This window comes from Nonomuraea rubra (genome assembly GCF_014207985.1).
In the GTDB taxonomy this organism is placed as follows: domain Bacteria; phylum Actinomycetota; class Actinomycetes; order Streptosporangiales; family Streptosporangiaceae; genus Nonomuraea; species Nonomuraea rubra.
This window is the reverse complement of record NZ_JACHMI010000001.1, coordinates 7,095,537-7,117,575: the sequence shown is the minus strand read 5'-3', so window position 1 is coordinate 7,117,575 and position 22,039 is coordinate 7,095,537. Positions and strand designations below refer to the sequence as shown.

The window sequence follows — 22,039 nt, the reverse complement described above, 5'->3', positions numbered from 1 at the left end:
GCCTCCTTGTCGTGGTCAGCGCTCGTCGGCGGGGTAGTCGGCCGAGCGGCTCACCGCGGCCCACTTCTCGGTCTCCGCGGCGCGGGTCACGGCCGCCTGCTGGGCGGCGGCGACGGCGTCGCTGCCGAGCAGGAGCCGCCGGGGCGGGTCGTCGTGGCCGGCGACGTCGATGATGATCCTGGCGGCGCGCGCCGGGTCGCCGGGCTGGGTGCCGTCGGTCTCGCGCCGGTAGCGGTGGATGGCGCCCACGGTCTGCTCGTAGTCGGGGCCGACCGGGTGGATCTCCATGGAGGCGCCCTGCCAGTCGGTACGGAACGCGCCGGGCTCGACGATGACGACCTTGACGCCGAACGGCGCCACCTCGGCGGCGAGCACCTCGGAGAAGCCTTCCACGGCGAACTTCGCGCTCTGGTAGGCGCCCATGCCCGGGGTGCCGCCGACCCGGCCCCCGATGGAGGAGAACTGCACGAACATCCCCGATCGCTGGGCGCGCAGGACGGGCAGGGCGGCCCGGGTGACGTTCACGACGCCGAAGAAGTTGGTCTCGATCTGGGCGCGGAAGTCGTCCTCGGCCATCTCCTCGATGGGCGCGCTGTTGCCGTAGCCGGCGTTGTTGACGACCACGTCGAGGCGGCCGAAGGCGGCGGTGGCCGCCTGGACCGCCCGGGAGGCCGCGGCGGCGTCGGTGACGTCGAGCGCGACCGCCCTGATCCGGTCGCCGTACCGGGCCACCAGATCGCCGAGTTGCTTGGGGTCGCGGGCGGTGGCGGCGACCTGGTCGCCCGCTTCGAGGACGGCTTCGGTGAGCCGGCGTCCGAAGCCGCGTGACGCTCCGGTGATGAGCCATGTCCTGGCCATGAGGACCTCCTTGATCTTTAACTGTCTCATCAATGTAGCACTTATGAAGATAAAATGCTCGTTAGCGGGGCGGGGTCAGCTACAGGCGGGCATGCTGATCCCGGTATGTCTCCAGCAGCCGCAGCCACACCTCGCTGATGGTGGGAAGGGCGGCACGGCGTGCCAGAGCCGCTCGACGGGGATCTCGCCGGTGATCGCGACGGTGGCGGAGTGCAGGAGCTCGGCCACGCCCGGGCCGGCGAAGGTGACGCCGGCGACGGTGCGGCGGCCGGGGTCGATGAGCGCGCGGGCCCTGCCCCGGTAGCCCGGATCGTGCTGGAGAGCGCCGGCGACGTGGCCGAGTCGAGCGGGGCTCCGCAGGCGCGGGCGGCGATGACCGCTCCCGCGATGCGGGCCTGGTACTTGCCCTGGTGGGTGGGCAGGGCCCGCCGGTTGACGTCACCTGCCGCGCTGAGCCGCTCGCCGTCGGACAGGGCGAGGCGGACCTCGCCGCCCGTCCGGGCGGCAGAGCTCACGGTGACGCCGAACCGCAGGTCCGCGCCCGCCTCGCGCAGGCGTTCGGCGACGAGCTCGCCGGCGAACGGCTCCAGCCGCGGCAGCAGGCGGCTGCCGCGGGCGAGGAGGACGACCTCGCTGCCGAGAGCCTGCCAGGCGGTGGCCATCTCGGCGGCCACCACGCCCGCCCCGACGACGACGAGCCGCCCGGGCGGCCGCGCGGCGCTGGTGGCCTCGCGGCTGGTCCAGGGGCGCAGCCCGGCGAGCCCGGGCAGGCCGGGAAGGGCGGCCGCGCTGCCGGTGCACACGGCCACCGCCTGCCTGGCCCGCAGGTGCACGGTGCCGCCGCCGGGAGTGGTCACGGCCACCCGTCGTGGCCCGTCGAGGCGGCCGTGGCCACGCGCGGGCCGCAGCAGGGCCTTGCTCGGCTCGCACGCCCAGGAGGAACATTCGCCGCCGACCAGCTCGCTCTCCACGATGACGGTGCTCAGGCCGGCGGCGGTGGCCCGGTCGGCGACGTTCTCGCCGACCGGGCCGGCCCCGATCACGACCACGTCATGGGTACGGATGTCTTCGGCGGTCACTGGTCCTCCACGGTGTGGTCGTGTCTCGGGAACGCCGCCGGGTCAGCGGCCGGGCAGCCGTACGGTGATCTCCTGGAGGAACCAGCGGTTGCCGTCGGGGTCGGCGAACGCGGCGAACGAGCCGTAGCTGGCCCGCTCCGGGTGCGCGCCCATGACCCGGCCGGTCTCGCCGGCCTGGTGGAACGCCCCCGTGGCGTCGTGGAACGGGCCGGTCACCTCGACACCGCGGCCCGCCAGCTCCTTGCCGGCCTGCTCGATGTCGGACACGATCAGGTGCAGCCCCTGCACCGTGCCGGGCTCGGCGTCGGTGAGACCGTCGCCGAAGATGATCGAGCAGGCCGAGCCCGGGGGAGTGACCTGGATGATCCGGTAGCCGTCGTGGATGGCGAAGTCCGCGTCGAGGCGGAAACCGAGCTGCCGGGTGTAGAAGTCCTTGGCGCGGTCGGCGTCGGATACGGGCAGCACGACGACTTCGAGCTTCATGTCCATGGTGGTGATCTCTTTCTGTTCGGGTGTCATCGGGTGGCGCGGGCGGCCCGCTCGATGACGCCGGCCACGGTCTTCGGCTGGGAGACGGCGACGGAGTGGGAGGCGCGTACCTCGACGGAGTGGGCGTGGGCGCGCTTGGCCATGTAGCGCTGGACCGCGACGGGGATGTTGAGGTCCTGCGTCGTGATGACCGCCCAGCTGGGCTTGTCCTGCCAGGCGGCGACCTCGGTCTTCTCCTCCAGCGCCGCCTGGGCGATGGGCCGCTGGGTGGCGGCCATGAGGGCCGCCGCGCGGGCCGGGACGTCGGCGGCGAACTGGTGGTGGAACTTGCCGGGCTTGATGTACAGGTCGGTCCCGGTGGTGCCGCCGGGCAGGGTGAACGTCGCGGGGTCGAGGGCGTCCGGGAGGGTGGAGCCGGGGAACTTGTTCGTCAGCTCCAGGGCGGTCTCGCCGGGGGCGGGCAGGAACGCGGCGACGTACACGAGGGCCTTGACCTGCGGGTCGTTCGCGCCGGCGACGGTGATGACCGACCCGCCGTACGAGTGGCCCACGAGGATCTTGGGGCCCTTGACGTGGTCGAGGACGCTGCGCAGCGCCGCCGCGTCGTTCGCCGGTCCGCGCAGCGGGTTGGCCGCCGCGACGACGGGATAGCCGTCCGCGCGCAGCTCCTCGATCACCCCGTTCCAGCTGGAGGCGTCGGCGAAGGCGCCGTGCTCCAGCACGATGGTCGGCTTGGCGGGTTTGTCCGCCCCGAAGGCGGGCGTGGCAGTGGCGAGCAGACCGATGGCGAGTACCGAAAGCGCGCCTGATGTGAGCCGCCGGCTGCGCACACCCTTGATGCTGACCATGACGATTTCCCTTTCATGTGGCTTCAGTGAGCTGGTGCCATCACTGTCGTGCGGGGAGGGCCGCGGTCACATCAGTCGTTTGACGGTCAGTTGTGAGGCGCCGGCGGGCCGGTGCCGGCACGTGGCGGACGGACATGGGCGTCCGCGCCCGGGGGCGTTGAGTCACTCGACTGCCCAGCCGGTGACGAGGGCACGGGCGGACTGCGCGGCCACCTCAAAAGGCGCCGCTGACGTGCTCGCGGTTGCTGACCGTCAACTGACTGATGTGCCGGTGCGGGGCGTGGGCGAACGATGAGGGGCACTGCGAGATCCACTACAGCCATGGGAAACTCATGAAAAGACTTCTGGCCGTCCTGGCGGCCGGTGTGCCGCTGGCGGCGGCGATCTGCCTGCCGACCAGCGCCGCGGTCGCCGCGGTCGCCGCGCCGTTCAGCTGCTCGCCGTCCATCTCCGTCAAGGCGCCGGCGGGCACCACGGTGGAATCGGTGACGGCGCAGCACCGCGAGGCGGGCACGGTGCACGTGCCGCCGGTGCCGCCGCTGCCGGGCGTGGACGTCCCGGGCGTGCCGGCGCACTGCGCGGTCACCGTCACCCTCACCCACCCCGGCGTCGGTGACCACGCCAAGGTGCAGGTCTGGCTGCCCGAGACGGGCTGGACCGGCCGGTTCCAGGCGGCCGGCGGCAGCGCCTTCGCCGCCGGCGACTACGGCGCCGCGCTGGCCGGCGCGATCAAGACCGGCTACGCCGCCGCCACCACCGACGCCGGCCTCAGCACCTACATCGACACCACCTGGGCCCTGACCAGCGACGGCCAGGTGAACAAGGACCTGCTGAAGAACTTCGCCGACCGCTCCCAGCACGAGATGACCCTGGTCGCCAAGCAGGTCATCGCCACGGTCTACGGCAAGCCCGCCTCCTACTCCTACTGGAACGGCTGCTCCACCGGCGGCCGCCAGGGCTACATGGAGGCCCAGCGCCACCCCGGCGACTACGACGGCATCCTGGCCACCGCCCCGGCCATCAACTGGGACGAGTTCGAAGTCGCCACCCTGTGGCCCCAGGTCGTGATGAACCAGGAGCACACCTACCCCGCCCCCTGCGAACTCGCCGCCTTCAACCAGGCCGCCATCAAGGCCTGCGACCCGCTCGACGGCGTCCGCGACGGCGTCATCGCCGAGCCCGCCCGGTGCACCTACGACCCGCGCAAGCTCATCGGCACCACCCTCGAATGCGACGGCAAGCAGGAGACCATCACCGCCGCCGACGCCACCGTGATCCGCAAGATCTGGGACGGCCCGCGCACCCCGTCCGGCAAGAAGCTCTGGGCCGGCCTGCCCATCGGCGCCGGCTTCGACCTGGCCGGCACCCAGCCCGGCCCGGACGGCACCCGCATCGGCGCCCCGTTCCCGGTCCCGGCCGCCTGGGTCACCACCTGGCTCAAGCGCCAGCCGTCCTTCGACCTGACCACCATCACCTACGCCGACTTCGCCCAGCTGTTCGCCCAGTCCCAGGCCGAATACGACCAGATCATCGGCACCGACGACCCCGACCTGTCGGCCTTCCGCAAGGCCGGCGGCAAGCTCCTGTCCTGGCACGGCCAGTCCGACCAGCTCATCCCCACCCAGGGCACCGTGGACTACCGCGAGCGGGTGGCCCGCGCGATGGGCGGCTCGCACCGCGTCGACGACTTCTACCGGCTGTTCCTCGCACCCGGCGTCGACCACTGCGGCAACGCCACCAGCACCGGCCCCGTGCCCACCGACGCCCTGGCCGCCCTGACCGCCTGGGTCGAACAGGGCAAGGCCCCGCGGACGCTGAGCGCCGCCATCACGGACAGCTCCGGCAAGACCGTCACGCGCGAGCTGTGCCTCTACCCGTCCGTCTCCCGCTACACCGGCTCCGGCGACCCCGCCGACGCCGGCAGCTACTCCTGCGCCGCCGTCCGGTACTGACGGCCTTCTGAAGGGTCACTGATCATGAACGCGAAGTCATCCCTGATCAAGCTGTACCTCGGCCGGGGAGTCCTGGCCGTGGCGTGGGCCGCGGCGTTCGCCTCCGCGCACGACCCCATCGACGCCCTCACCATCACCCTGCTGGTCGCCTATCCGCTGATCGACGCGGTGTCGTCGCTGATCGACCTGCGCACGCTCCCGAGCGGGCCGGAGCGCAGCCTGACGGCGTTCAACGGGGTGCTCAGCACCCTGGCCGCCGCCGGCGTCGGCCTGGCGGGGGCGGGCGGGGTGGCGGCGGTGCTGCACGTGTTCGGTGCCTGGGCCGTCGTCTCGGGCGCGGCGCAGGTGCTGGTCGGGTGGCGGCGGCGCGGCCCCGAGCTGGGCAGGCAGTGGCCGATGCTGATCGCGGGCGGCCTGTCGTTCCTCGTGGGCATCTTCTACAACATCCAGGCCCTCGGGAACGACGCCTCGCTCGACGTGCTGTCGGTCTACGCCACCGGCGGGGGCGTGTTCTTCATCATCCAGGCCGGGCTGCTGGCCTGGCGTGCCCGCCAGCGCCGGACCCTGACCGTCTGACGGCGGCCGTGGGGGCGGAGGGGGAACCAGTTCGACGGCCGCCCGGAGCCCCGATGCATACGTCCTGGAGACAGAGCCGCGCCGGACGTCAAGCATCCGTCAATGTCGTCCTCCCGCCCGGCTCCTACGCTGGTCCGGCATGTCGCTGAGCGGGCATGACGCCGGGACTCGCGGTGCCCGCGCCGATCCGCTCGCGCCGGCCGCCCGGGAGGACGGCATTCACCCTTCGCCTCAGGAGAGCTTCTTGCTGACACTGCCCGACGTACTCACGCGCACCCTCCAGGACGCGCTGGTCTGCTCCTACACCTCGCTCACCCGGGACGGCCGGCCCATCACCTGGCCGGTCGTCCCGTACATCGGCGAGCGCGGCACCCTGGACGTCACCACCGGCCTGACCTACCCCGACAAGGCCGAACGCGCCCGCCGTGACCCGCGGGTCGCCCTGCTCTACACCGGCGACCCGGTGATCGTGCTGGTACAGGGCCGCGCCACCGTCCGCGACGCCGACCTGCAGGCCAACACCGACCGGTACGTCCGCGAGTCGCTGGCCAAGACCCCGGCCGGGTTCGCCGGCCTGCCCTGGTTCCTGGTCAAGCGGCTGACCTGGTACTTCGCCCGCATCTACGTGGAGGTGACCCCTGAACGGCTCACCTGGTGGCCCGGCGGCGACCTGACCCGCGCCCCGCAGACCTGGGTCTGCCCGCCCGGGGTCGCCGTTCCCCCTTCCGACCCGGCGCCCACCGGCCCCCGGCTGCCCGGCCGCTCCACGCCGCCCGCCGACTGGCGCCCCTACGCGCGCCGCGCCGAGCGGCTTGGCCGGCCGGAGGTGTCCTTGCTGGCCGGCGGCCTGCCCGTGACCGTTCCGGCGCGGGAGTTCACCGCCACCGCCGGCGGTTACGAGGTGCGCCTGCCCGCCGGTGTCGAGGCCGCGTCCGGGCCGGTGTGCCTGACCTTCCACCAGTACGGGCCGGGCATGCGCTGGCAGGAGAACGTCGTCATGGTCGGTGCGGCGACCGCGGCGGGCGACCGGCTCTCCGTCACGGTGGAGCGGGCGCTGCCCGACTGGAGCCTGCCGTCCGACCGGCGCGGGCGCTCCTTTCTCGAGCACGGCTCGCAGCTGAGACGGCGGCTGAAGGCCGAGGCCGGGCGCCGCTCGCAACCGGTCCCGGAAGTCCGCCGCCCGGCCTGAACCGGCCCGCTTCCGTCCAGAGACTCAGCGCGGCGACGGCAGTACGGACAGTTCGCAGGCGTAGGCGTCGGGTGGTGCGCTCAGCGCCCAGACGATCATCGCGGCCAGCGTCTGCGGCCGGATGCACGCCTCCGGATCGTACGGCCGCCCGAAGGCGCTCCTGACCTCGCCCAGCAGGGCGGTCGCCGTCGCCGCGGGATAGACCGTGGTGACGCGGATCCCGTGGGCGGCCTCCTCCTCGCGCAGTGACCCGGCCAGCTCCCGCAGCGCCGCCTTGCTGGCGACGAACGCCGACCAGCGGGGCACGCCGGTCATCCCGGGTGAGGCGTTGACGAAGATCACGTGGCCTCTGGAGCGGCGCAACGCGGGCAGCGTCAGCCGCACCAGCTCGGCGGCGGAGGCCACGTTCACCGCCATCGTCCGCCGCCAGGTTTCCGGAACGGCCTCGGCGACGGCTTCGACGGGGGAGATCCCCATACTCGGCGATGCGACAGCTGATCATCCACTCAGGGGAGGAAGTACACAACATCGTGTGCCCGCGCTGCGCGGGTCAGTTCAGCGCGGCGGCGCCGAAGGAGACGCTGAAGCGTTTGCACCAGATGGTCACGCTCTTCAGCGTGCCGAGGTCGGCCTCGGCCGGGATGGCGTAGTTGGCGTTGCCCTGGTTGCCCTTGAGGTGGCCCAGCTCGAGATGGCGTCCGTCGTCGAAGACGTACCAGTCCTTCGTGACCGGCTGGTCGCTCAGCCAGACGCGGAGGTCGGGGCCGTCCGAGGTGTCCAGGTTCTCCAGGCGCAGCACGCGCGAGCCATCCGGCAGCCTCAGCACGTGCGCCGTGCCCGTGGTCCTGTGCTCGTGGGTGACGAACGTGCCCGAGGCGAGCTGCGCGGGTGCGCTCGCCGGCTGTTCCGATGGGGTGGCAGAGGGCAGGGCGCCTGCCTGGGGCGACGAGACCGTGGGCGGCGCCTCGTTCACCACGACGGTCGTGAACAGCCGCCACGGCTGGAACAGGTACATCACGAAGGCGACCGACGCGGCGCCCAGCCCGATGACGGCCAGCCCGACGGGATGTCTGAAGAACTTCATGCCTCAAGGGCACCACGTCAGCCGCCGGTCAGCTCTTACGTGACGGTTACGGCCCCCCGCACGCGGGTGCCGGGGCATGATCAGGGCAGCAGGCCGCGCGTGTAGGCGGTGGCGACCGCGGCGGCCCGGTCGGAGACGCCCAGCTTGGTGTAGATGTGCGCCAGGTGGGTCTTGACCGTGGTCTCGCTGATGAACAGCGCCGCTGCCGCCTCCTTGTTGGTCGCGCCACCCGCCACCAGCCGCAGCACGGTGTGCTCGCGCTCGCTCAGCTCGGCCGCCCGGGGCGCGGGGTCACGTACCCGCCGCAGGACGCGGGCCGCCACGGCAGGCGACAGGACCGTCTCGCCCGCGGCGGCCGCGCGGACGGCGCGGAAGACCTCCTCGCGAGGCGAGTCCTTCAGCAGGAAGCCGATCGCGCCGGCGGCCACGGCCGGCAGCACGTCGTCGTCCCCGTCGTACGTGGTCAGCACCAGCACCTGGGCCGACGGCACCCGCGCGGTCAGCAGCCCGATGAACTCGGCCCCGCCCAGCCCCGGCATCCGCAGGTCGGTCAGCACGACGTCGGGCTGCTCCCGTACGGCCACCGCCAGCCCCTCCGCGCCGTCACCGGCCTCGCCGACGATCTCCAGATCGGCCTGCTCGACGAACATGCCGCGCAGCCCGTCGCGCACCACGGGATGGTCATCGACGATCACCAGTCGTACTGTCACGGGCTCTCCCCTTCGCCGGCCGCCGGGATGGCGGGCACGCTCACGCTCACCGCGGTGCCCCGGCCGGGCGCCGACTCGACTTCGACCTCGCCCGACAGCCGGCCGACTCGCTGGCGCATCGCGGTCAGCCCGAAGCCGTCGGCCTCCGATGGGGTGAACCCGACCCCGTCGTCCCTGATGTCGGCCACGACCAGCTCCTCCATGTACGACAGCGTGACGACGGTCTTGCGCGCCCGGGCGTGGCGGGCCACGTTCGACAGCGCCTCCTGTACGGCCCGGAACAGCGTCACCTCGACCTCGGGGTGCAGCAGCCGGGCGGTTCCGGTGATGGTGAGCGTCGGGGGTACCCCGTGCGTCTCGCCCCAGCCGGACACCAGCGCCGCCAGCGCGTCCGGCAGCCGGGAGGCGGCCAGCGGGCCGGGCCTCAGGTCGTCGAGGGAGCGGCGGACCTCGGTCAGGCTCTCCCTGGCCAGGCCGCGGGCGATGGCCAGGCGGCGGCGTACCGCCTCGGGGTCGGAGGCGACCTCCTCGGCGGCCTCCAGCTGGGTGACGATGCCCGCCAGCCCCTGGGCGACGGTGTCGTGGATCTCGCGGGCCAGCCGCCCGCGCTCGCCGGCCACGCCGGTCCGGCGGGCGGCGGCCAGCAGCTCGCCCTGGAGGGCGGCGTTCTCCTCGCCGAGCCGCGCCAGGCGCGCGTTGGCCTCCTCCAGCGCCTGGTTCGCCGCGCGCCGCCGCCCCACCTCGGCCTCCATCGCCCGGACGATCCAGCCGATGAACGCCGCCAAGACCACCGATGCCAGCGCCGCCGGCACCTTGGGCCATAAGCCCCCCGATGCGGACAGCGCGAACGGGTCGCCCAGCACCAGGAGCCCGGTCGCGGCCACGCCGAGATAGGCGTAGCGGCCGGGCAGCGCCACGAACGCCATCGGGAAGCAGGCGACGACCAGCAGCGCGTACGCCGGGTGCCGCGCCGACAGCACCCACGACAGCGCCAGCAGCCCCGCGAAGTAGACCGCCATCGGCGCCAGCGCCCGCTCCGGCCAGTGCGGATGCGCCATCACCATCCAGCCGTGCCACAGTGCGGTGGCCACGGCCAGCGCCACGGTGACGGCGAGCGCGGACGGCGGGGCCGCGGAGCCGGCCACGGCGAGCACGGTGGCCACGGCCAGCACGGCCAGGGGCACGGCGTGCCAGGCCCGATCCCAGTCGCGTACCCGCACCACCCGCACCTCGCTCTCACCCGCGGGGATAGACCAGGCGGCGCAGCAGCGCCTCGGCGGGCCCGCGTGCGCCGGCCCGGCGCATCACCTCGGCCACGAGCACGGTGCCCGCCCAGGTGAACAGGCCCAGCGCCACGGTGGCGGCCGATCCCAGCCTTCCGCCGAGCCCACCCGCGGAGGGGGACAGAAGCGCCACGAACACCACTGACTGTAGTAGATAACACGTCAACGAGCGCTGACCACAGGCCGCCAGAGCGGTCACGACCGGCCCGCGCCGCTGCCCGATCCTGCCGGCCAGCACGCCGATCAGCGCCGCGTACCCCAGCCCGCCCGCGATCCCCGTCACCACGTGCACCGCGTTGAGCGCCATGACCGTGACGGGATCGTGCACGGTGAGCGCCCCCGCCGCGATCAGCCCCACCGGCAGCCCGCCGGCCGCGCCGATCAGCGGCCCCCACAGCGCCGCCCGCCGCAGCCGATCCGGCGAGGACAGCAGCTCCCGTCGCCCCGCCCACACGCCGGCCAGCGCCGCGGTCCCCACACCCAGCAGGCCGAAGGGGGTCGCCACCCACTCCAGCGGCCGTAGTGCCAGCGCCGTCAGCGGGTCCTCGACGGCGAACGACCAGAAGTACGACCGCTGCGCCGTGCCTTCCGGCGTGCTGTAGACCAGTGCCGACGACAGCGCCACAGGGACCAGCCAGCAGCCCGCCAGGACGAGCAGGGTCCGGTCACGCACCCGTAACAACCGGACCAGCACGAGGCCGACCAGCCCGTACAGGCCGAGCACGTCTCCGGAGAACAGCAACGTCGCGTGGACCGCGCCGAACGCCAGCAGCCACCAGCTGCGCCGCCTGAGCACACGCCGCCCCTCGGCGTCGTCGCGGCGCCGGTTCCAGATGTGCACGAAGCCGTAGCCGAACAGGGCCGCGAACATCGGGTACGCCCGTGCGTCCACGACCGTCATGCTCACCGCCGAGGCCAACCGGTCGGCCCAGCCGTGCTCGATGATGTGCTGCCTGATGCCGTACGGGCGCCCGTACAGGTAGATGGCCGAATTGGCCACCGCGATCAGCGCCAGCATGATTCCCCTGGCCAGGTCAGGGGCGAGCTGCCGCGCTCCCTGCTCCACCGGTCCCAACCGTTCGACCGCCACCACGTCGCCTCCCTGCGTTCCCGGGTTTCGCCTCGAGTGTGGAGGCAGGGGGCGGGCCGCCGGATCGTGCGGCGGGGCGCGATCCGGCGGCGAACGGGCGATGCGCGGCATCCTCCGTTCGGAGGATGCCCGCGCGCCGGTCGTCAATCGGCGCGGGCGGCCTCGGTGGCGGGGAGGCGCAGGACGAAGCGGGTGCCGCAGGTGGAGTCCTCGATTCCCAGGGTGCCGCCGTGGGCCTCGGCGGTCTGCCGGGCGATCGGCAGGCCCAGCCCGGTGCCGCCGGCGCCCCGGTCGCGGGCGGTGTCCAGGCGGGCGAATCGCTGGAAGACCAGCTCGCGCTTGCCCGGGTCGATGCCCTTTCCGTCGTCGATCACCTCCAGCATCGCGATGCCGTTCGGGAAGCGGTGGGCGTCACGCTTGGAGCCGGCCACGTGACTGACGCGGAGGGTGATGGTGGAGGCGGCGTACCGTTCGGCGTTGTCGATCAGGTTGGAGAGCAGGCGTGACAGCCGGGCCCGGTCGCCGATCACCACCACGCCGGGCTCCAGCGCGTAGTCGAAGCGCTTGGCCGGGTGGGGCCTCCTGCCGCTTTCCGTGGTGACGAGCTCGGACAGGTCGATGGGCTCGCGTTCGACCTGCCGGTCGTGGTCCTGCCGGGCGATGGTCAGCAGGTCGCCGACGATGGCCTCCAGCCTGTCCACACTCCTCAGGACGGTGTTGCCCACCGTGGGCACGCTGGTCTCCTCGGGGGCGAGCAGCGCGTCCTCGACCTCGGCGCGGATCGCGGCGATGGGGCTGCGCAGTTCGTGGGAGGCATCCGAGGTGAAGGCCCGTTGCTGCTCCATCGCGGCCTGCAGGCGGGCCAGGGTGTGGTTGACGCTGTCGGCCAGGTCGTGGATCTCGTCCTTGGCCTGCGGGTAGGGCACCCGGCGTTCGGGGCAGGTCTCGTTGATCCTGTCGAGTTCCGTGCGGATGGCGGTCACCGGCCTGAGCGCCGCATGGGCGATGCGATGGCCGAGCAACGTGATCGCCGCGGCCAGCAGGGCCGCTCCGCCCGCCACCGTGCCGGCGAGCCAGGGATCGACGTAGGGGGGGATCGTGGGGGAGGAGCTGTAGATGATCCAGTCGCCCGCCGTCGTGTGCGCCGACTGCGCGATCACGATCTGGCACCGGCCGCCCGGGAAGACGCCGCCGCACACGACGGCATGGGTGATGTTCTTGCTGTCGGGGCCGAAGGGCGCGATGATCGGCTTGCCCTGGAGCTGCGGCGTCGCGGCGACCACCACCCCGCGGGGATCGACGACCTGCAGGTTCCTGTCGCGTTGCCCGGCCAGGGGAGTGGTGATGGCCTCGTGGCGCTCCACCTCGCTGGCCACCCGGCCGCCGGCCGACATGGTCTCCGTGGTCAGCGCCGTGGTGGCGTACCGGTGGAAGACGAGCATGAGCGTGATGGCCAGCAGGGCAGACAGGAGCGTCGCCACCACCGCCGTGAACAGTGTGATGCGTGTAGTGATCGAGATGCGACGTCGGATGGTCATGTTGAGTCCCTCGACCCAGTCGAGCACGCCGCCGGTAGCGGCTCGTCGAAGCGGAGGGAAGGAGTTGGCACGCGTGACGCCAACACCTCGTCAAATCGTCCCGGAACGCTGTCTCGGGCGGGGCTGGAGGGCGAGTGCCGAGGGGCGGCTGCGGGAGCGTCGCGCGCGCTCAGCAGCTCCTGCCATGCTGGGGCGGTGGATTTCGAGCCGTATCGAGCGGAGCTGGTGGCGTACTGCTATCGGATGCTGGGCTCGTTCCACGAGGCCGAGGACCAGGTGCAGGAGACGATGTTGCGGGCGTGGAAGGCCCGGGATCGCTACGACGCCGGCCGCGCGTCGCTGCGGACGTGGCTCTACCGGATCGCGACCAACGTCTGCCTGACCGCTCTGGAGGGCCGCGCGCGGCGGCCGTTGCCGTCCGGGCTGGGCGCGCCCAGCGACGATCCCGGGGCGCCGCTCGCACCGGCGTTCGGCGTTCCCTGGCTGCAGCCGTTCCCCGACGCACGGGTCGAGCTCGGGCTGCGGGCCGACCTGCGGCTCGCGCTGGTGGCGGCGATGCAGACGCTGCCGCCGCGGCAGCGGGCCGTGCTCGTCCTGCGCGAGGTGCTGGAGTTCAGCGCCGCCGAGGTGGCCGTCCAGCTCGGCACCACGGTCCCGGCCGTCAACAGCGCGCTGCAGCGGGCCCGCGCCGCCCTCGCCGCAGCGGGCGAGGCCGTGGACGCCGGCGAGGTCGGCGAGCCGGAGGACCCGAAGGTCCGCGAGGTGATCGAGCGGTACATGCGGGCGTTCGAGAGGGCCGACGTCCCCGCACTCGTGCGGCTCCTCACCGACGACGCCGTCCTGGAGATGCCGCCGGTGCCGCTGTGGTACCGGGGCAGCCACGACTACGGCCTGTTCATGCGCCGCGTGTTCGAGATGCGCGGGACCGGCTGGGGCCTCACGCGCCTGACCGCCAACGGCCAGCCCGCCCTGGCCGCCTACGCCCCCGAGCCCGGCGGCGGGCATCGCCTGCACACCCTCCAGGTCTTCACGGTCACCGGTGGCCGCGTCGCGCGTAACGTCGTCTTCGCCGATCCCGCCGTGTTCGAGGCGTTCGGCCTGTCCCAGGAGATTCTTTTCGACAGGTCCGACGGGGGGCGATGAGTCCGGGCGATGCCGCCGGTACGTACGGGTGACCATCGAACGAGAGGGACACCCGACGTGAGCGTCATCGTCATCGAATTCATCACCCTGGACGGGATCGTGTCCGACCCGGACGGCTCCGCCGGCACACCGGCCGGAGGCTGGGCGTTCCGGCACGGGCCGGAAACGGTCGCCGGGGACAAGTTCCGGCTCGGCGGCGTCCTCGACGACGGCGTCCTGCTGCTGGGACGCGGTACGTGGCAGCTGTTCTCGCGGCTCTGGCCGGGACGCGACGACCCGTTCTCGGCACGGATGAACGCCGTGCCGAAACTGGTCGCCTCCCGCACGCTGACCGACACGTCGGCCTGGGCCGGTTCGCAGGTCGTCGACGGCGATCTCATCGACGCCGTCAAGCGCGAGCAGCGCGACGTCATCATCACCGGCAGCCTGAGCGTCGTCCGTACGCTGATGGCCGAGGACCTGATCGACGAATACCGGCTGCTGACCTTCCCCACCCTCCTCGGCACCGGCGACCGGCTCTTCCCCGCCGGCGGGCCACCCCGGCACCTGGAGTGCCTGTCGGCCGAACGGGCCGGCGCCGCCGTCCTGACCCGGTACGGGCGGGAGTCCTGATCCGTCCGGTGGTTCCCGGGTCCGCGTAGCACCCATTTCGGTCATGAGATGTCCGTGCCTTTCGCTAAGATCAGCAACGGCAAGGCTGTAGCGCAGAGGTCGTCGCGCCTTACAGCAGGTTGGAGGACGCCGGTTCGAATCCGGCCGGCCTTGCCCCAAATCCTGAAGGTCATCGGTGGGGGTGCGGGTGTCGGTCGTCGAGCCTGACCTGACCGGGACACCGCCGCCCGGGCCGGAAACCCTTCCCGGCCAGGCCGACGTCGAGACCTGCCTGCGGGTGCTGGCCCAGGCGGGCGCGGCGGACCCGGCCGATCCTCGGTGGGCGGCCGTGCACGAGGCCGCGGCGCACCTGTACCGGGCGGGGAAGAAGGCCCGGAAGGCGTCGCGGCACGCCGAGCGCAGGCGGCGCGACCACGAGGCCATGGCCGCCACGGCGCGCTACCGGGAGCAGGATCCGTCTCCCTCGCCCGGCTCCACGGGCTCCGCGGAGCCGGACGCGCCCGGCGACCGGCCGGCGCCGGCCCGGCGCCCGCTGGCGGGTACGCGACGCTGTTACGTCTGCAAGTCCGCCTACCGGCAGGTGCATCCGGAATACCACCTGCTGTGCCCGGACTGCGCCGAGGAGAACCTGGCCCGCCGGCACGCCCGCTGCGACCTGCGCGGACGCCGGGCCATCGTGACCGGGGGACGGGTGAAGATCGGCTTCCAGCTGACGCTGAAGCTGCTGCGCGACGGCGCGGACGTCCTGGTCACCACCCGCTTCCCCCGGGATGCCGCCCGCCGGCTCGCGGCCGTGCCCGACGCCGAGGCCTGGCTGGACCGGGTGCACGTCCACGGTGTCGACCTGCTCGACCTGGCGGCCGTCGCGGATCTGCTGGAGTCCGTCGAGCGGCGTTCCGGCCATCTCGACATCCTGGTCAACAACGCCGCCCAGACGATCCGCCGTCCCGCCGCGTACCACCGCGAGGTGCGTGCGGCGGAGCGTGCGCCGCTGAGCGGCCTGGCCGCGCGGATCGACGTGGAGGAGACGGCCGCGCTCGCCGCGCGGCTGGACCCCGCGCCGGCGATCGCGGCCGGGCGTGCGCTCACCGGGCAGGCCGTCACGCGGCGGGACGACCTGGAGGCGCTGTTTCCCGCCGGGCGGACGGACGAGACCGGTCAGCCGCTGGACCTGCGCGAGCGCAACAGCTGGAGCCTGCGGCTGCACGAGGTGGACCCGGCCGAGTGGATGGAGGTGCAGCTGGTGAACTCCTTCGCGCCGTTCCTGCTGACGTCCCGGCTGCGCGGCTCGCTGGAGGCCTCGCCGTGGCCGGACCGGTACGTCGTGCAGGTCTCGGCGATGGAGGGCAGCTTCTCCCGGGAGCAGAAGACCGTCCGCCACCCGCACACCAACATGGCCAAGGCCGCCCTGAACATGCTGACCCGCACCGCCGCCGCGGACTACGCGGCCTCGGGCATCTACATGAACAGCGTCGACACCGGCTGGGTCACCGACGAACGCCCCCATCCGGACAAGACCGCGCAGCGGGAGGCGGGGTTCCGCCCGCCGCTGGACGTCATCGACGGCGCGGCCCGGATCTACGACCCGATCGTGCGCGGAGTGGGCGGGAACCGGGTGTCCGGCCTGTTCCTGAAGGACTACCGACCGGTGGATTGGTGATGATGGAGCCGACACCCGTACGCTGCCCCGCGATCGAGCACCCCGACGTGCCGCCGGCCGATCCGGCGGACCTGGAGCCGCTGGTCGCCCGGCTGGCCGCACCGGCCCCGGTGGCCGCCGACGAGAGCTTCCCGCTCGGCACCGTACGGCCGGACGGCCGGGTGGACCTGTGCAAGCAGGGCCTCGGCCCGGCCGGCGCGGCGCGGCTGCTCCCGGCCGTGGTGGCCTCGCCGCACGCCGTCCACCTGCTGCTGGGCACCAACGCCATCGGGAACGACGGAGCCCGGATCATCGCCGGCGCCCTCGTTCCCGGCCATGGCCTGGAGACCCTCTACCTCGGCTGCAACCGCATCGACGCGGCGGGCGCCCAGGTGCTCGCCGATCGGCTGGCCACGGACACCACCGTGCGCGCCGTGTGGCTCAAGCGCAACCCGGTCGGCGACGACGGAGTCCTCGCCCTCGCCGCGATGCTGCGCCGCAACACCACGATCCGCACCCTAGACCTGGTCAACACCGGGCTCACGCGGGAGGGGCTGCGGGCGCTGCTGGCCGTGCTCGCCGGGCGGCCGAAGCCGGTCGAGCGGCTGTTCCTGGGCGGGAACGGGCTGGGCCCGGAGTCCGCAGACCTGCTGGCCGCGCTGATCCGCGACGCCGGGGTTCGCGAGCTCTACCTCCCGGCGAACCATCTCGGGGACGCCGGCGCGGCCACGCTCGCCGCGGCCGCCGACGCCGCCCGCCCGGTACGCCTGGGCCTCGGCGGCAACGGCATCGGCCCGGACGGTGCGTACGCGCTGGCCGGCGCGCTCAGCGGCATCGAGGCACTCGACCTGGGACGCCCGCCGTCGGAGCAGAGCCTCGGCGCGCCCGCGAACGTCACCGGCGACACGGGCGCGGCCATGCTGGCGGCGGCCCTGCCCGGCAGCCCGCTGCGCCGGCTGGAGCTGCGCAGGACCGGGATCACCGGCCGTGGTGCCAAGGCCCTGCTGGCCGCCGTTCCCGACGACACCCGGCTGGAATACGTCGGGTTCGGCCCCGGCGTGCCCCGCCGGGTGAAGCGCGCCCTGGCGCCGCGGCTCCGCCCCGCCGCCGGGACGCACCCGGACCTGCACGCGATCGGCAGCCTCTACAGGTGAGCGCGGCGCCCCCACCGGCCGGCCTGCCACCTCGTACGCCGTCCCGCTCGTACCCGCCGCACGAGGCGTCCCGGTTACGGCGGATCCGGCAGTACGCGGTTCCGCCGTGGATGGTCGAGCAGGCGACGGAACGACGGCTCGCCGGCGACTGGCGTGGCGCCTGCGCCGCCGCCAACGTCGAGGTCACCTTCGACCTGGCCGGGATCGCCGGCACGCACGGCACCGCGGTCGCCACGGCGATCGAGGACGACCTGTGCCACTTCGCCCCGGACCTGCTGCGCTGGCACCTGCCCCGCCTGGACCGCGGGCGTACGACGATCGTGCCCGACCAGGTGATGGTGCTGAGCCGGCCCGGTGAGGCCCCGGACGCCTCCTGCCTGTACCTCCAGACGCCCCGCTGGATGGCCCACGGCCCGCAGCGGCTGCGGTTACGCGTCGGGCCGGTCCGCCATCGGAACACCTATCTGGAGACCGACTGGGCGTACAGCGCGTTCTGGCGCGACGTCGTCCAGGACTGGAGCTCCTCGCGTCACCTGTGGGATGCGCGCCATGCCGGCGACCTGCGTGAACGCTGCGGCGGTGACCAGGCTCGGGCTCCCTTCCTCCACGGGGACGGCACGCCGCGCGGGGCGGAAGAGCTGCCCGCGGCCGGCCCCGGCCGCGCCGACCCGGCGGCGCTCACCGAGTGGGTCACGCTGCTGCACGAGCGCGGCGAGGTCGAAGCGGCGTTCGCGGCGGCCGGCCTCGAACTGGACACCGCGCCCTTCGAGGTCGGGTCCTACTACGCGGTGCAGCGTGTCGATCCGCTCGACGTTCTCGCGCGCCTGCCCCTGGCCCTGACCCGGGTGGAGGCGGAGATCCGCCGCCTCTCCGCCTCGACGGGGACCGGGCGCTTCTGGCTTCCGTACCGGCAGTACGCGGCGCTCGTCTTCGAGACCGGCGGATCGGAGGCGGGCCTGCGCGTCCGGGTCGTCGAATTCGGGCTGGGCACGGAGCCCGGCGACGCGGTGCTCCCCGAGGCGTGCTGGCGCCGCCTGCCCGACCTCGACCTGCTGCGGGACGGCTATCCGCCGGAGCGGCTCCATCCGCTCGTACGCGAGGCCCTGGTCCCGGGCCGCGCCGTGGACGGCGTTCCCGCGCAGCCGTCCGATCCGGCGCTCCCGGAGCCGGCCCGGGTCCGCTGCCGCGGCGAGTGGCACGAGGTGTCCTTCCGCGACGGCGTCCTCCAGATCCCGCACAGCGCGGAGGAGCAGCAGCGGGAGAGCGCCATGCGGGCGTTCGGGGGCGCGATCGCGGGCTGCTTCGCCGTACGGCACGCGTGGACGTCCGGAACAGGACGGCTGCCCAAGGTCCTGCGCGACCAGCGGAAGGAACTGCTCTCGCGGGTCCAGCACGGCGACCTCCCGGAAGTCCTGCGGCTGCTGGACGCCGGCGTGGATCCACGCGTCCGCGACGGCCGGCAACGCACCCTGCTCCACCTGCTGCACCTGCTCGACCCCGGCGCCGACCCGAAGGTGCCCGGCCGCCGCAGGCGCGAGGCGGCCCACCGGCTGCGCCACCTCGACCACGACGGTCTGCTCGGGCGGCTCCTGGCGGCGGGCCTGGACATCGACGCCAGGGACGAGGACCGGCGCACGCCGCTGTTCTCCGCGATCTGCGGCGACGGCTCGGTGGGGCTCATCCAGGCGCTGCTCACCGCGGGGGCGCGGATCGACCTGACCGGCGACATCCACGGTGGGCCCGTCTCGCTCCACCGCCTGATCACCTGGCTCGCCCGCGACGACCTGGACTTCATCACGGATCGCATCGAACGCGAGCATCCGGAACTGATCGAGGAAGAGTGAACGCCGTCAGCACGCCAGCCCCCGGCCCCGTGGCCGGCACACCCGCAGCCGAGGCGGCGCCGCGCCGCACCCCGCCGTCGTACCCGCCGGACGAGGCGTCGAGCCGGCGGCGGATCCTGCGGTACGCCGTCCCGCGGTGGATGATCGAGCAGGCCACCGAACGCCGGCTCGACGGGGACTGGCGCGGCGCCTGTGCCGCCGCGAACGTGGACGTCACGTTCGACCTGGCCGGCCTCGCCCGGGAGCACGGCGGCGCCGTCGCGGCCGCGGTCGAGGACGACCTCCTCCATCTCGCGCCGGACCTGCTGCGCTGGCACCTGCCGCGCGTCCTGGCCGGGCGTACGACGATCCGCACCGGCCAGACGGTGACCTTGGGCACGTACCAGGGCGCGGCCGTGCGGTACCTGCACCTCACCACGCCGGCGATGGTGGACGGGCCGCAGCGGCTGCGCCTGAGCTTCGGCCGGATCGAGCGTGCCGACCGCCGGGGCTACCACCGGCACACCCTGCACAACTGGACCACGCTGCGGCACCTGTGGGACGCGCGGCACACCGGCGCGCTGCTGGAACGCCACGGCGGAGGAGACCGGCCGCCGTTCCTGAACGCGGACGGGACCCGGCGCGCCGCCGGGGAGCTGCCCACGGCCGACCCCGGTCCCGCCGACCCGCCGGCCCGAGCCGAATGGGCGGCCCTGCTCCATGAGCGAGGGGAGATCGAGGCGGCGTTCGCCGCGGTGGGGATCGCGGTGGATCCGTCACCGCTCGAGCTCCGCTGGGGTGCCGCGATCGAGCCGCTGCCGGTCCTGGAGAGGCTCCCGCTGGCGCTGACCAGGCTAGAGCCGGAGATCCGGCTGCTCGACCGCGAGGGTTTCGGGCGTCGCTTCCAGATCCCGCGTCCCTACCGCGGCTCCCTGCTGCTCGAAGACGGCGAGCGGACCGGCGAACTGCGGATCCGGATCGCCGACGCCGAGGAGATCTCCGGCATCCCGGTGCTGCCCGAGGCGTGCTGGCGGCGGCTCCCGGACCTCGACGCGCTCCGGCACGGCGACGCGGATCCCGACCGGCTGCACCCGCTGGTCCGGGACGCGCTCTTCCCGCTGCGCGAGCACCCCGCCGGTCCGGCCGGGCCGCCGGATCCGCGGCTTCCGTCCCCGGTCCGGGTGCGATGCCGCGGTGACTGGCACGAGGTGTGCTTCCAGGACGGCGTCCTGCAAGTGCCGCACAGCGCGGACGAGCAGCGGCGAGAGCAGGCGATGCGGGCGTTCGGCGGCGCGGTCGCCGGCTGCTTCGCCGTGGCGCAGGCGGTGTCCTCCGGCACGGGCCGGCTGCCGAAGGACTTGCGGGAGCAGCGGCGGGAGCTGTACACCCGCGCCCAGCACGGTGACACGCCGGGAGTGCTCAGGCTGCTCGACGCCGGGATGGACCCGCGCTTCCGCGACGGCCGGCGCCGCACGCTCCTGCACGCGCTCATCCACCTGGACCACGAGGTCCTGCTGCCGCGCCTGCTGGCCGCCGGGGTGGAGATCGAGGCCGTGGACCACAACCAGCGCACGGCGCTGCACGTGGCGGTCGGGGACAACGGCTCCGCCGCACTGGTACGGGCGCTGCTGGCCGCCGGGGCGAACCCCCACGTCACCGACGACGTGGGCCACTCGCTCGCCCAGCTCATCCGCTTCCACCAGCGCACCGACCTGGACTTCCTCCTGGCCCTGCTGGACCGCTGAATCGACGTGGAAGGACGAGGAACAGTGAACGTCACCGACGAGGACTTCGCGCCGAACCCGCTCGCGGCGGCCGACGACCTGGTCCGCCGGCTCGGGTCCCACCGTACGGAGCCGGCCGCGAACCCCCAGCTGGAGGCGCTGTCGCTCGCGGTGTCGGCGAACCTCCCCGTGCTGCTGTGGGGCGAGCCGGGGATCGGCAAGTCCGCCGGCCTCCAGCAGCTGGCCGCCGGGCTCCGCGTCCCGCTGGAGACGGTGATCGCCAGCGTGCACGAGCCCTCCGACTTCGCCGGGCTGCCGATCATCGGTGACGATCCGGCCACCACCGGGGTGCCGATGGCCCCGCCCGACTGGGCGGTGCGGCTGGCCACGGCCGGGCGTGGCCTGGTGTTCTTCGACGAGCTGTCCTCCGCTCCGCCCGCCGTCCAGGCGGCGCTGCTGCGGGTCGTCCTCGAACGCCGGGTCGGCAGCCTGGCGCTGCCGGAGCCGGTCCGGGTGGTCGCCGCCGCCAACCCGCCGTCCAGCGCCGCGGACGGCTGGCACCTCAGCCCGCCGCTGGCGAACAGGTTCGTGCACCTGCAGTGGACGCACGATCCGCGGACGGTCGCCCGGGGCCTGGCCGGAACCTGGCCGGCCGTGCCCCTGCCGCTCATCGACCCGGCCCGGGTGCCCAGCGCGGTAGCCCGCGCCCGCGGGGTGGTCTCCGGGTTCCTCACCGCCCGGCCCGGCCTGGCCCACCACCTGCCCGGTGACGCGGAGAGCCGGGGCCGGGCCTGGCCGTCGCCGCGTACCTGGGAGATGGCGATGCGCCTGCTGGCGGTGGGGTACGCCGCCGGCTCCGACCAGAAGGCGGTCGCGGCCGCGGTGGTCGGCGCGGTGGGCGACGGCGCGGGACTGGAACTGCTCGCCTACCTCGAACAGCTCGACCTGCCCGACCCGGACCGCGTCCTGGCCAACCCGGAGGCCTTCGCCCTGCCGAAGAGGGGCGACCGGCAGCTCGCCTTCCTGACGGCCGTCGTCTCGGCGGTGCAGAGCGACCTCACGCGGCGGCGCTGGGAGGCCGGCTGGACGGTGCTGGCCAAGGCCGTCGACGCCGGCGTGCCCGACGTCGCGGCCCGGGCCGCCGCCGATCTCGCGGCGCTGCGCGACACCGACTGGCCCGTGCCGAGCGGCATCGACGCCTTCCTCGACCTGCTCCAGCTGTCCGGCGCGCTGCCGGGCGCCTCCTGA

The 22,039-nt window shown here is 73.7% G+C and carries 20 protein-coding genes and 1 tRNA gene; 11 read left to right on the top strand and 10 right to left on the bottom strand.

Annotated elements, in window-relative coordinates:
* Positions 1-15: 15 nt before the first annotated feature.
* Genes HD593_RS32490 through HD593_RS32475 form a run of 4 tightly spaced genes read right to left on the bottom strand, consistent with a single transcriptional unit; the run spans position 16 to position 3,274 of the window.
* Entirely contained in the window at positions 16-858 is an 843-nt protein-coding gene (locus HD593_RS32490) for an oxidoreductase (RefSeq protein WP_185105767.1), read from the bottom strand.
* A gap of 41 nt (positions 859-899) precedes the next feature.
* On the bottom strand, positions 900-1,937 hold the full coding sequence (locus HD593_RS65290; protein ID WP_425262864.1) for an FAD-dependent oxidoreductase: 1,038 nt from the start codon (positions 1,935-1,937) through the stop codon (positions 900-902).
* Between the two features lie 42 nt (positions 1,938-1,979).
* Positions 1,980-2,420: a VOC family protein gene (locus tag HD593_RS32480; protein WP_246546822.1), complete on the bottom strand. Its 441-nt coding sequence runs from the start codon at positions 2,418-2,420 to the stop codon at positions 1,980-1,982.
* Positions 2,421-2,452: 32 nt separating this feature from the next.
* Complete coding sequence (locus tag HD593_RS32475) at positions 2,453-3,274, bottom strand: alpha/beta fold hydrolase (RefSeq protein ID WP_185105765.1); 822 nt, start codon at positions 3,272-3,274, stop codon at positions 2,453-2,455.
* Positions 3,275-3,606: 332 nt separating this feature from the next.
* Here HD593_RS32475 and HD593_RS32470 point away from each other — a divergent pair, with 332 nt between their 5' ends.
* From HD593_RS32470 to HD593_RS32460, 3 genes are all read left to right on the top strand, one after another.
* Positions 3,607-5,226, top strand: a complete 1,620-nt coding sequence (locus HD593_RS32470; protein WP_185105764.1) for a tannase/feruloyl esterase family alpha/beta hydrolase — start codon at positions 3,607-3,609, stop codon at positions 5,224-5,226.
* A 24-nt stretch (positions 5,227-5,250) separates the two neighbouring features.
* The gene (locus tag HD593_RS32465; protein WP_185105763.1) at positions 5,251-5,802 is read left to right on the top strand and encodes a DUF308 domain-containing protein; all 552 of its coding nucleotides are present in this window, start codon (positions 5,251-5,253) and stop codon (positions 5,800-5,802) included.
* A 244-nt stretch (positions 5,803-6,046) separates the two neighbouring features.
* Positions 6,047-6,991 carry a pyridoxamine 5'-phosphate oxidase family protein gene (locus tag HD593_RS32460; protein WP_185105762.1) on the top strand — a complete coding sequence of 315 codons (945 nt, stop codon included), beginning with the start codon at positions 6,047-6,049 and terminating at the stop codon, positions 6,989-6,991.
* Between the two features lie 24 nt (positions 6,992-7,015).
* On the opposite strand, the gene HD593_RS32455 is transcribed toward HD593_RS32460, so the two are convergent.
* The 6 genes from HD593_RS32455 to HD593_RS32430 all read right to left on the bottom strand — a co-directional run bounded on the left by HD593_RS32455 (position 7,016) and on the right by HD593_RS32430 (position 12,696).
* Positions 7,016-7,468: an SDR family NAD(P)-dependent oxidoreductase gene (locus HD593_RS32455; RefSeq protein ID WP_185105761.1), complete on the bottom strand. Its 453-nt coding sequence runs from the start codon at positions 7,466-7,468 to the stop codon at positions 7,016-7,018.
* A gap of 73 nt (positions 7,469-7,541) precedes the next feature.
* Complete coding sequence (locus HD593_RS32450; protein WP_185105760.1) at positions 7,542-8,075, bottom strand: DM13 domain-containing protein; 534 nt, start codon at positions 8,073-8,075, stop codon at positions 7,542-7,544.
* A gap of 80 nt (positions 8,076-8,155) precedes the next feature.
* The gene (locus HD593_RS32445) at positions 8,156-8,785 is read right to left on the bottom strand and encodes a response regulator (protein WP_185105759.1); all 630 of its coding nucleotides are present in this window, start codon (positions 8,783-8,785) and stop codon (positions 8,156-8,158) included.
* A complete protein-coding gene (locus HD593_RS64590; protein WP_185105758.1) occupies positions 8,782-10,005 on the bottom strand; it encodes a sensor histidine kinase in 1,224 nt (407 codons plus the stop codon). The genes HD593_RS32445 and HD593_RS64590 overlap by 4 nt, the downstream gene beginning before the upstream one ends.
* Before the next feature lie 16 nt (positions 10,006-10,021).
* Positions 10,022-11,161, bottom strand: a complete 1,140-nt coding sequence (locus HD593_RS32435; RefSeq protein ID WP_312903863.1) for a DUF418 domain-containing protein — start codon at positions 11,159-11,161, stop codon at positions 10,022-10,024.
* A 140-nt stretch (positions 11,162-11,301) separates the two neighbouring features.
* On the bottom strand, positions 11,302-12,696 hold the full coding sequence (locus HD593_RS32430) for a sensor histidine kinase (RefSeq protein WP_221525107.1): 1,395 nt from the start codon (positions 12,694-12,696) through the stop codon (positions 11,302-11,304).
* A 123-nt stretch (positions 12,697-12,819) separates the two neighbouring features.
* Between HD593_RS32430 and HD593_RS32425 the strand changes: the two genes are divergently transcribed.
* The 8 genes from HD593_RS32425 (at position 12,820) to HD593_RS32390 (ending at position 22,039) form a co-directional block, all read left to right on the top strand.
* A complete protein-coding gene (locus HD593_RS32425) occupies positions 12,820-13,839 on the top strand; it encodes a sigma-70 family RNA polymerase sigma factor (RefSeq protein ID WP_221526202.1) in 1,020 nt (339 codons plus the stop codon).
* 57 nt (positions 13,840-13,896) lie between these two features.
* Entirely contained in the window at positions 13,897-14,451 is a 555-nt protein-coding gene (locus HD593_RS32420; RefSeq protein ID WP_185105755.1) for a dihydrofolate reductase family protein, read from the top strand.
* 81 nt (positions 14,452-14,532) lie between these two features.
* A tRNA-OTHER gene (locus HD593_RS32415) sits at positions 14,533-14,604 on the top strand.
* 34 nt (positions 14,605-14,638) lie between these two features.
* Positions 14,639-16,111: an SDR family NAD(P)-dependent oxidoreductase gene (locus HD593_RS32410; protein WP_312903859.1), complete on the top strand. Its 1,473-nt coding sequence runs from the start codon at positions 14,639-14,641 to the stop codon at positions 16,109-16,111.
* Positions 16,111-17,244 carry a leucine-rich repeat domain-containing protein gene (locus HD593_RS32405; protein ID WP_185105754.1) on the top strand — a complete coding sequence of 378 codons (1,134 nt, stop codon included), beginning with the start codon at positions 16,111-16,113 and terminating at the stop codon, positions 17,242-17,244. The genes HD593_RS32410 and HD593_RS32405 overlap by 1 nt, the downstream gene beginning before the upstream one ends.
* Positions 17,241-19,088 carry an ankyrin repeat domain-containing protein gene (locus tag HD593_RS32400; protein ID WP_221525106.1) on the top strand — a complete coding sequence of 616 codons (1,848 nt, stop codon included), beginning with the start codon at positions 17,241-17,243 and terminating at the stop codon, positions 19,086-19,088. The genes HD593_RS32405 and HD593_RS32400 overlap by 4 nt, the downstream gene beginning before the upstream one ends.
* Positions 19,085-20,812 carry an ankyrin repeat domain-containing protein gene (locus tag HD593_RS32395; RefSeq protein ID WP_185105753.1) on the top strand — a complete coding sequence of 576 codons (1,728 nt, stop codon included), beginning with the start codon at positions 19,085-19,087 and terminating at the stop codon, positions 20,810-20,812. Before HD593_RS32400 ends, HD593_RS32395 begins: the two co-directional genes overlap by 4 nt.
* Before the next feature lie 24 nt (positions 20,813-20,836).
* Positions 20,837-22,039 (top strand): AAA family ATPase, encoded by a 1,203-nt coding sequence (locus HD593_RS32390; RefSeq protein ID WP_185105752.1) that lies wholly within the window; start codon positions 20,837-20,839, stop codon positions 22,037-22,039.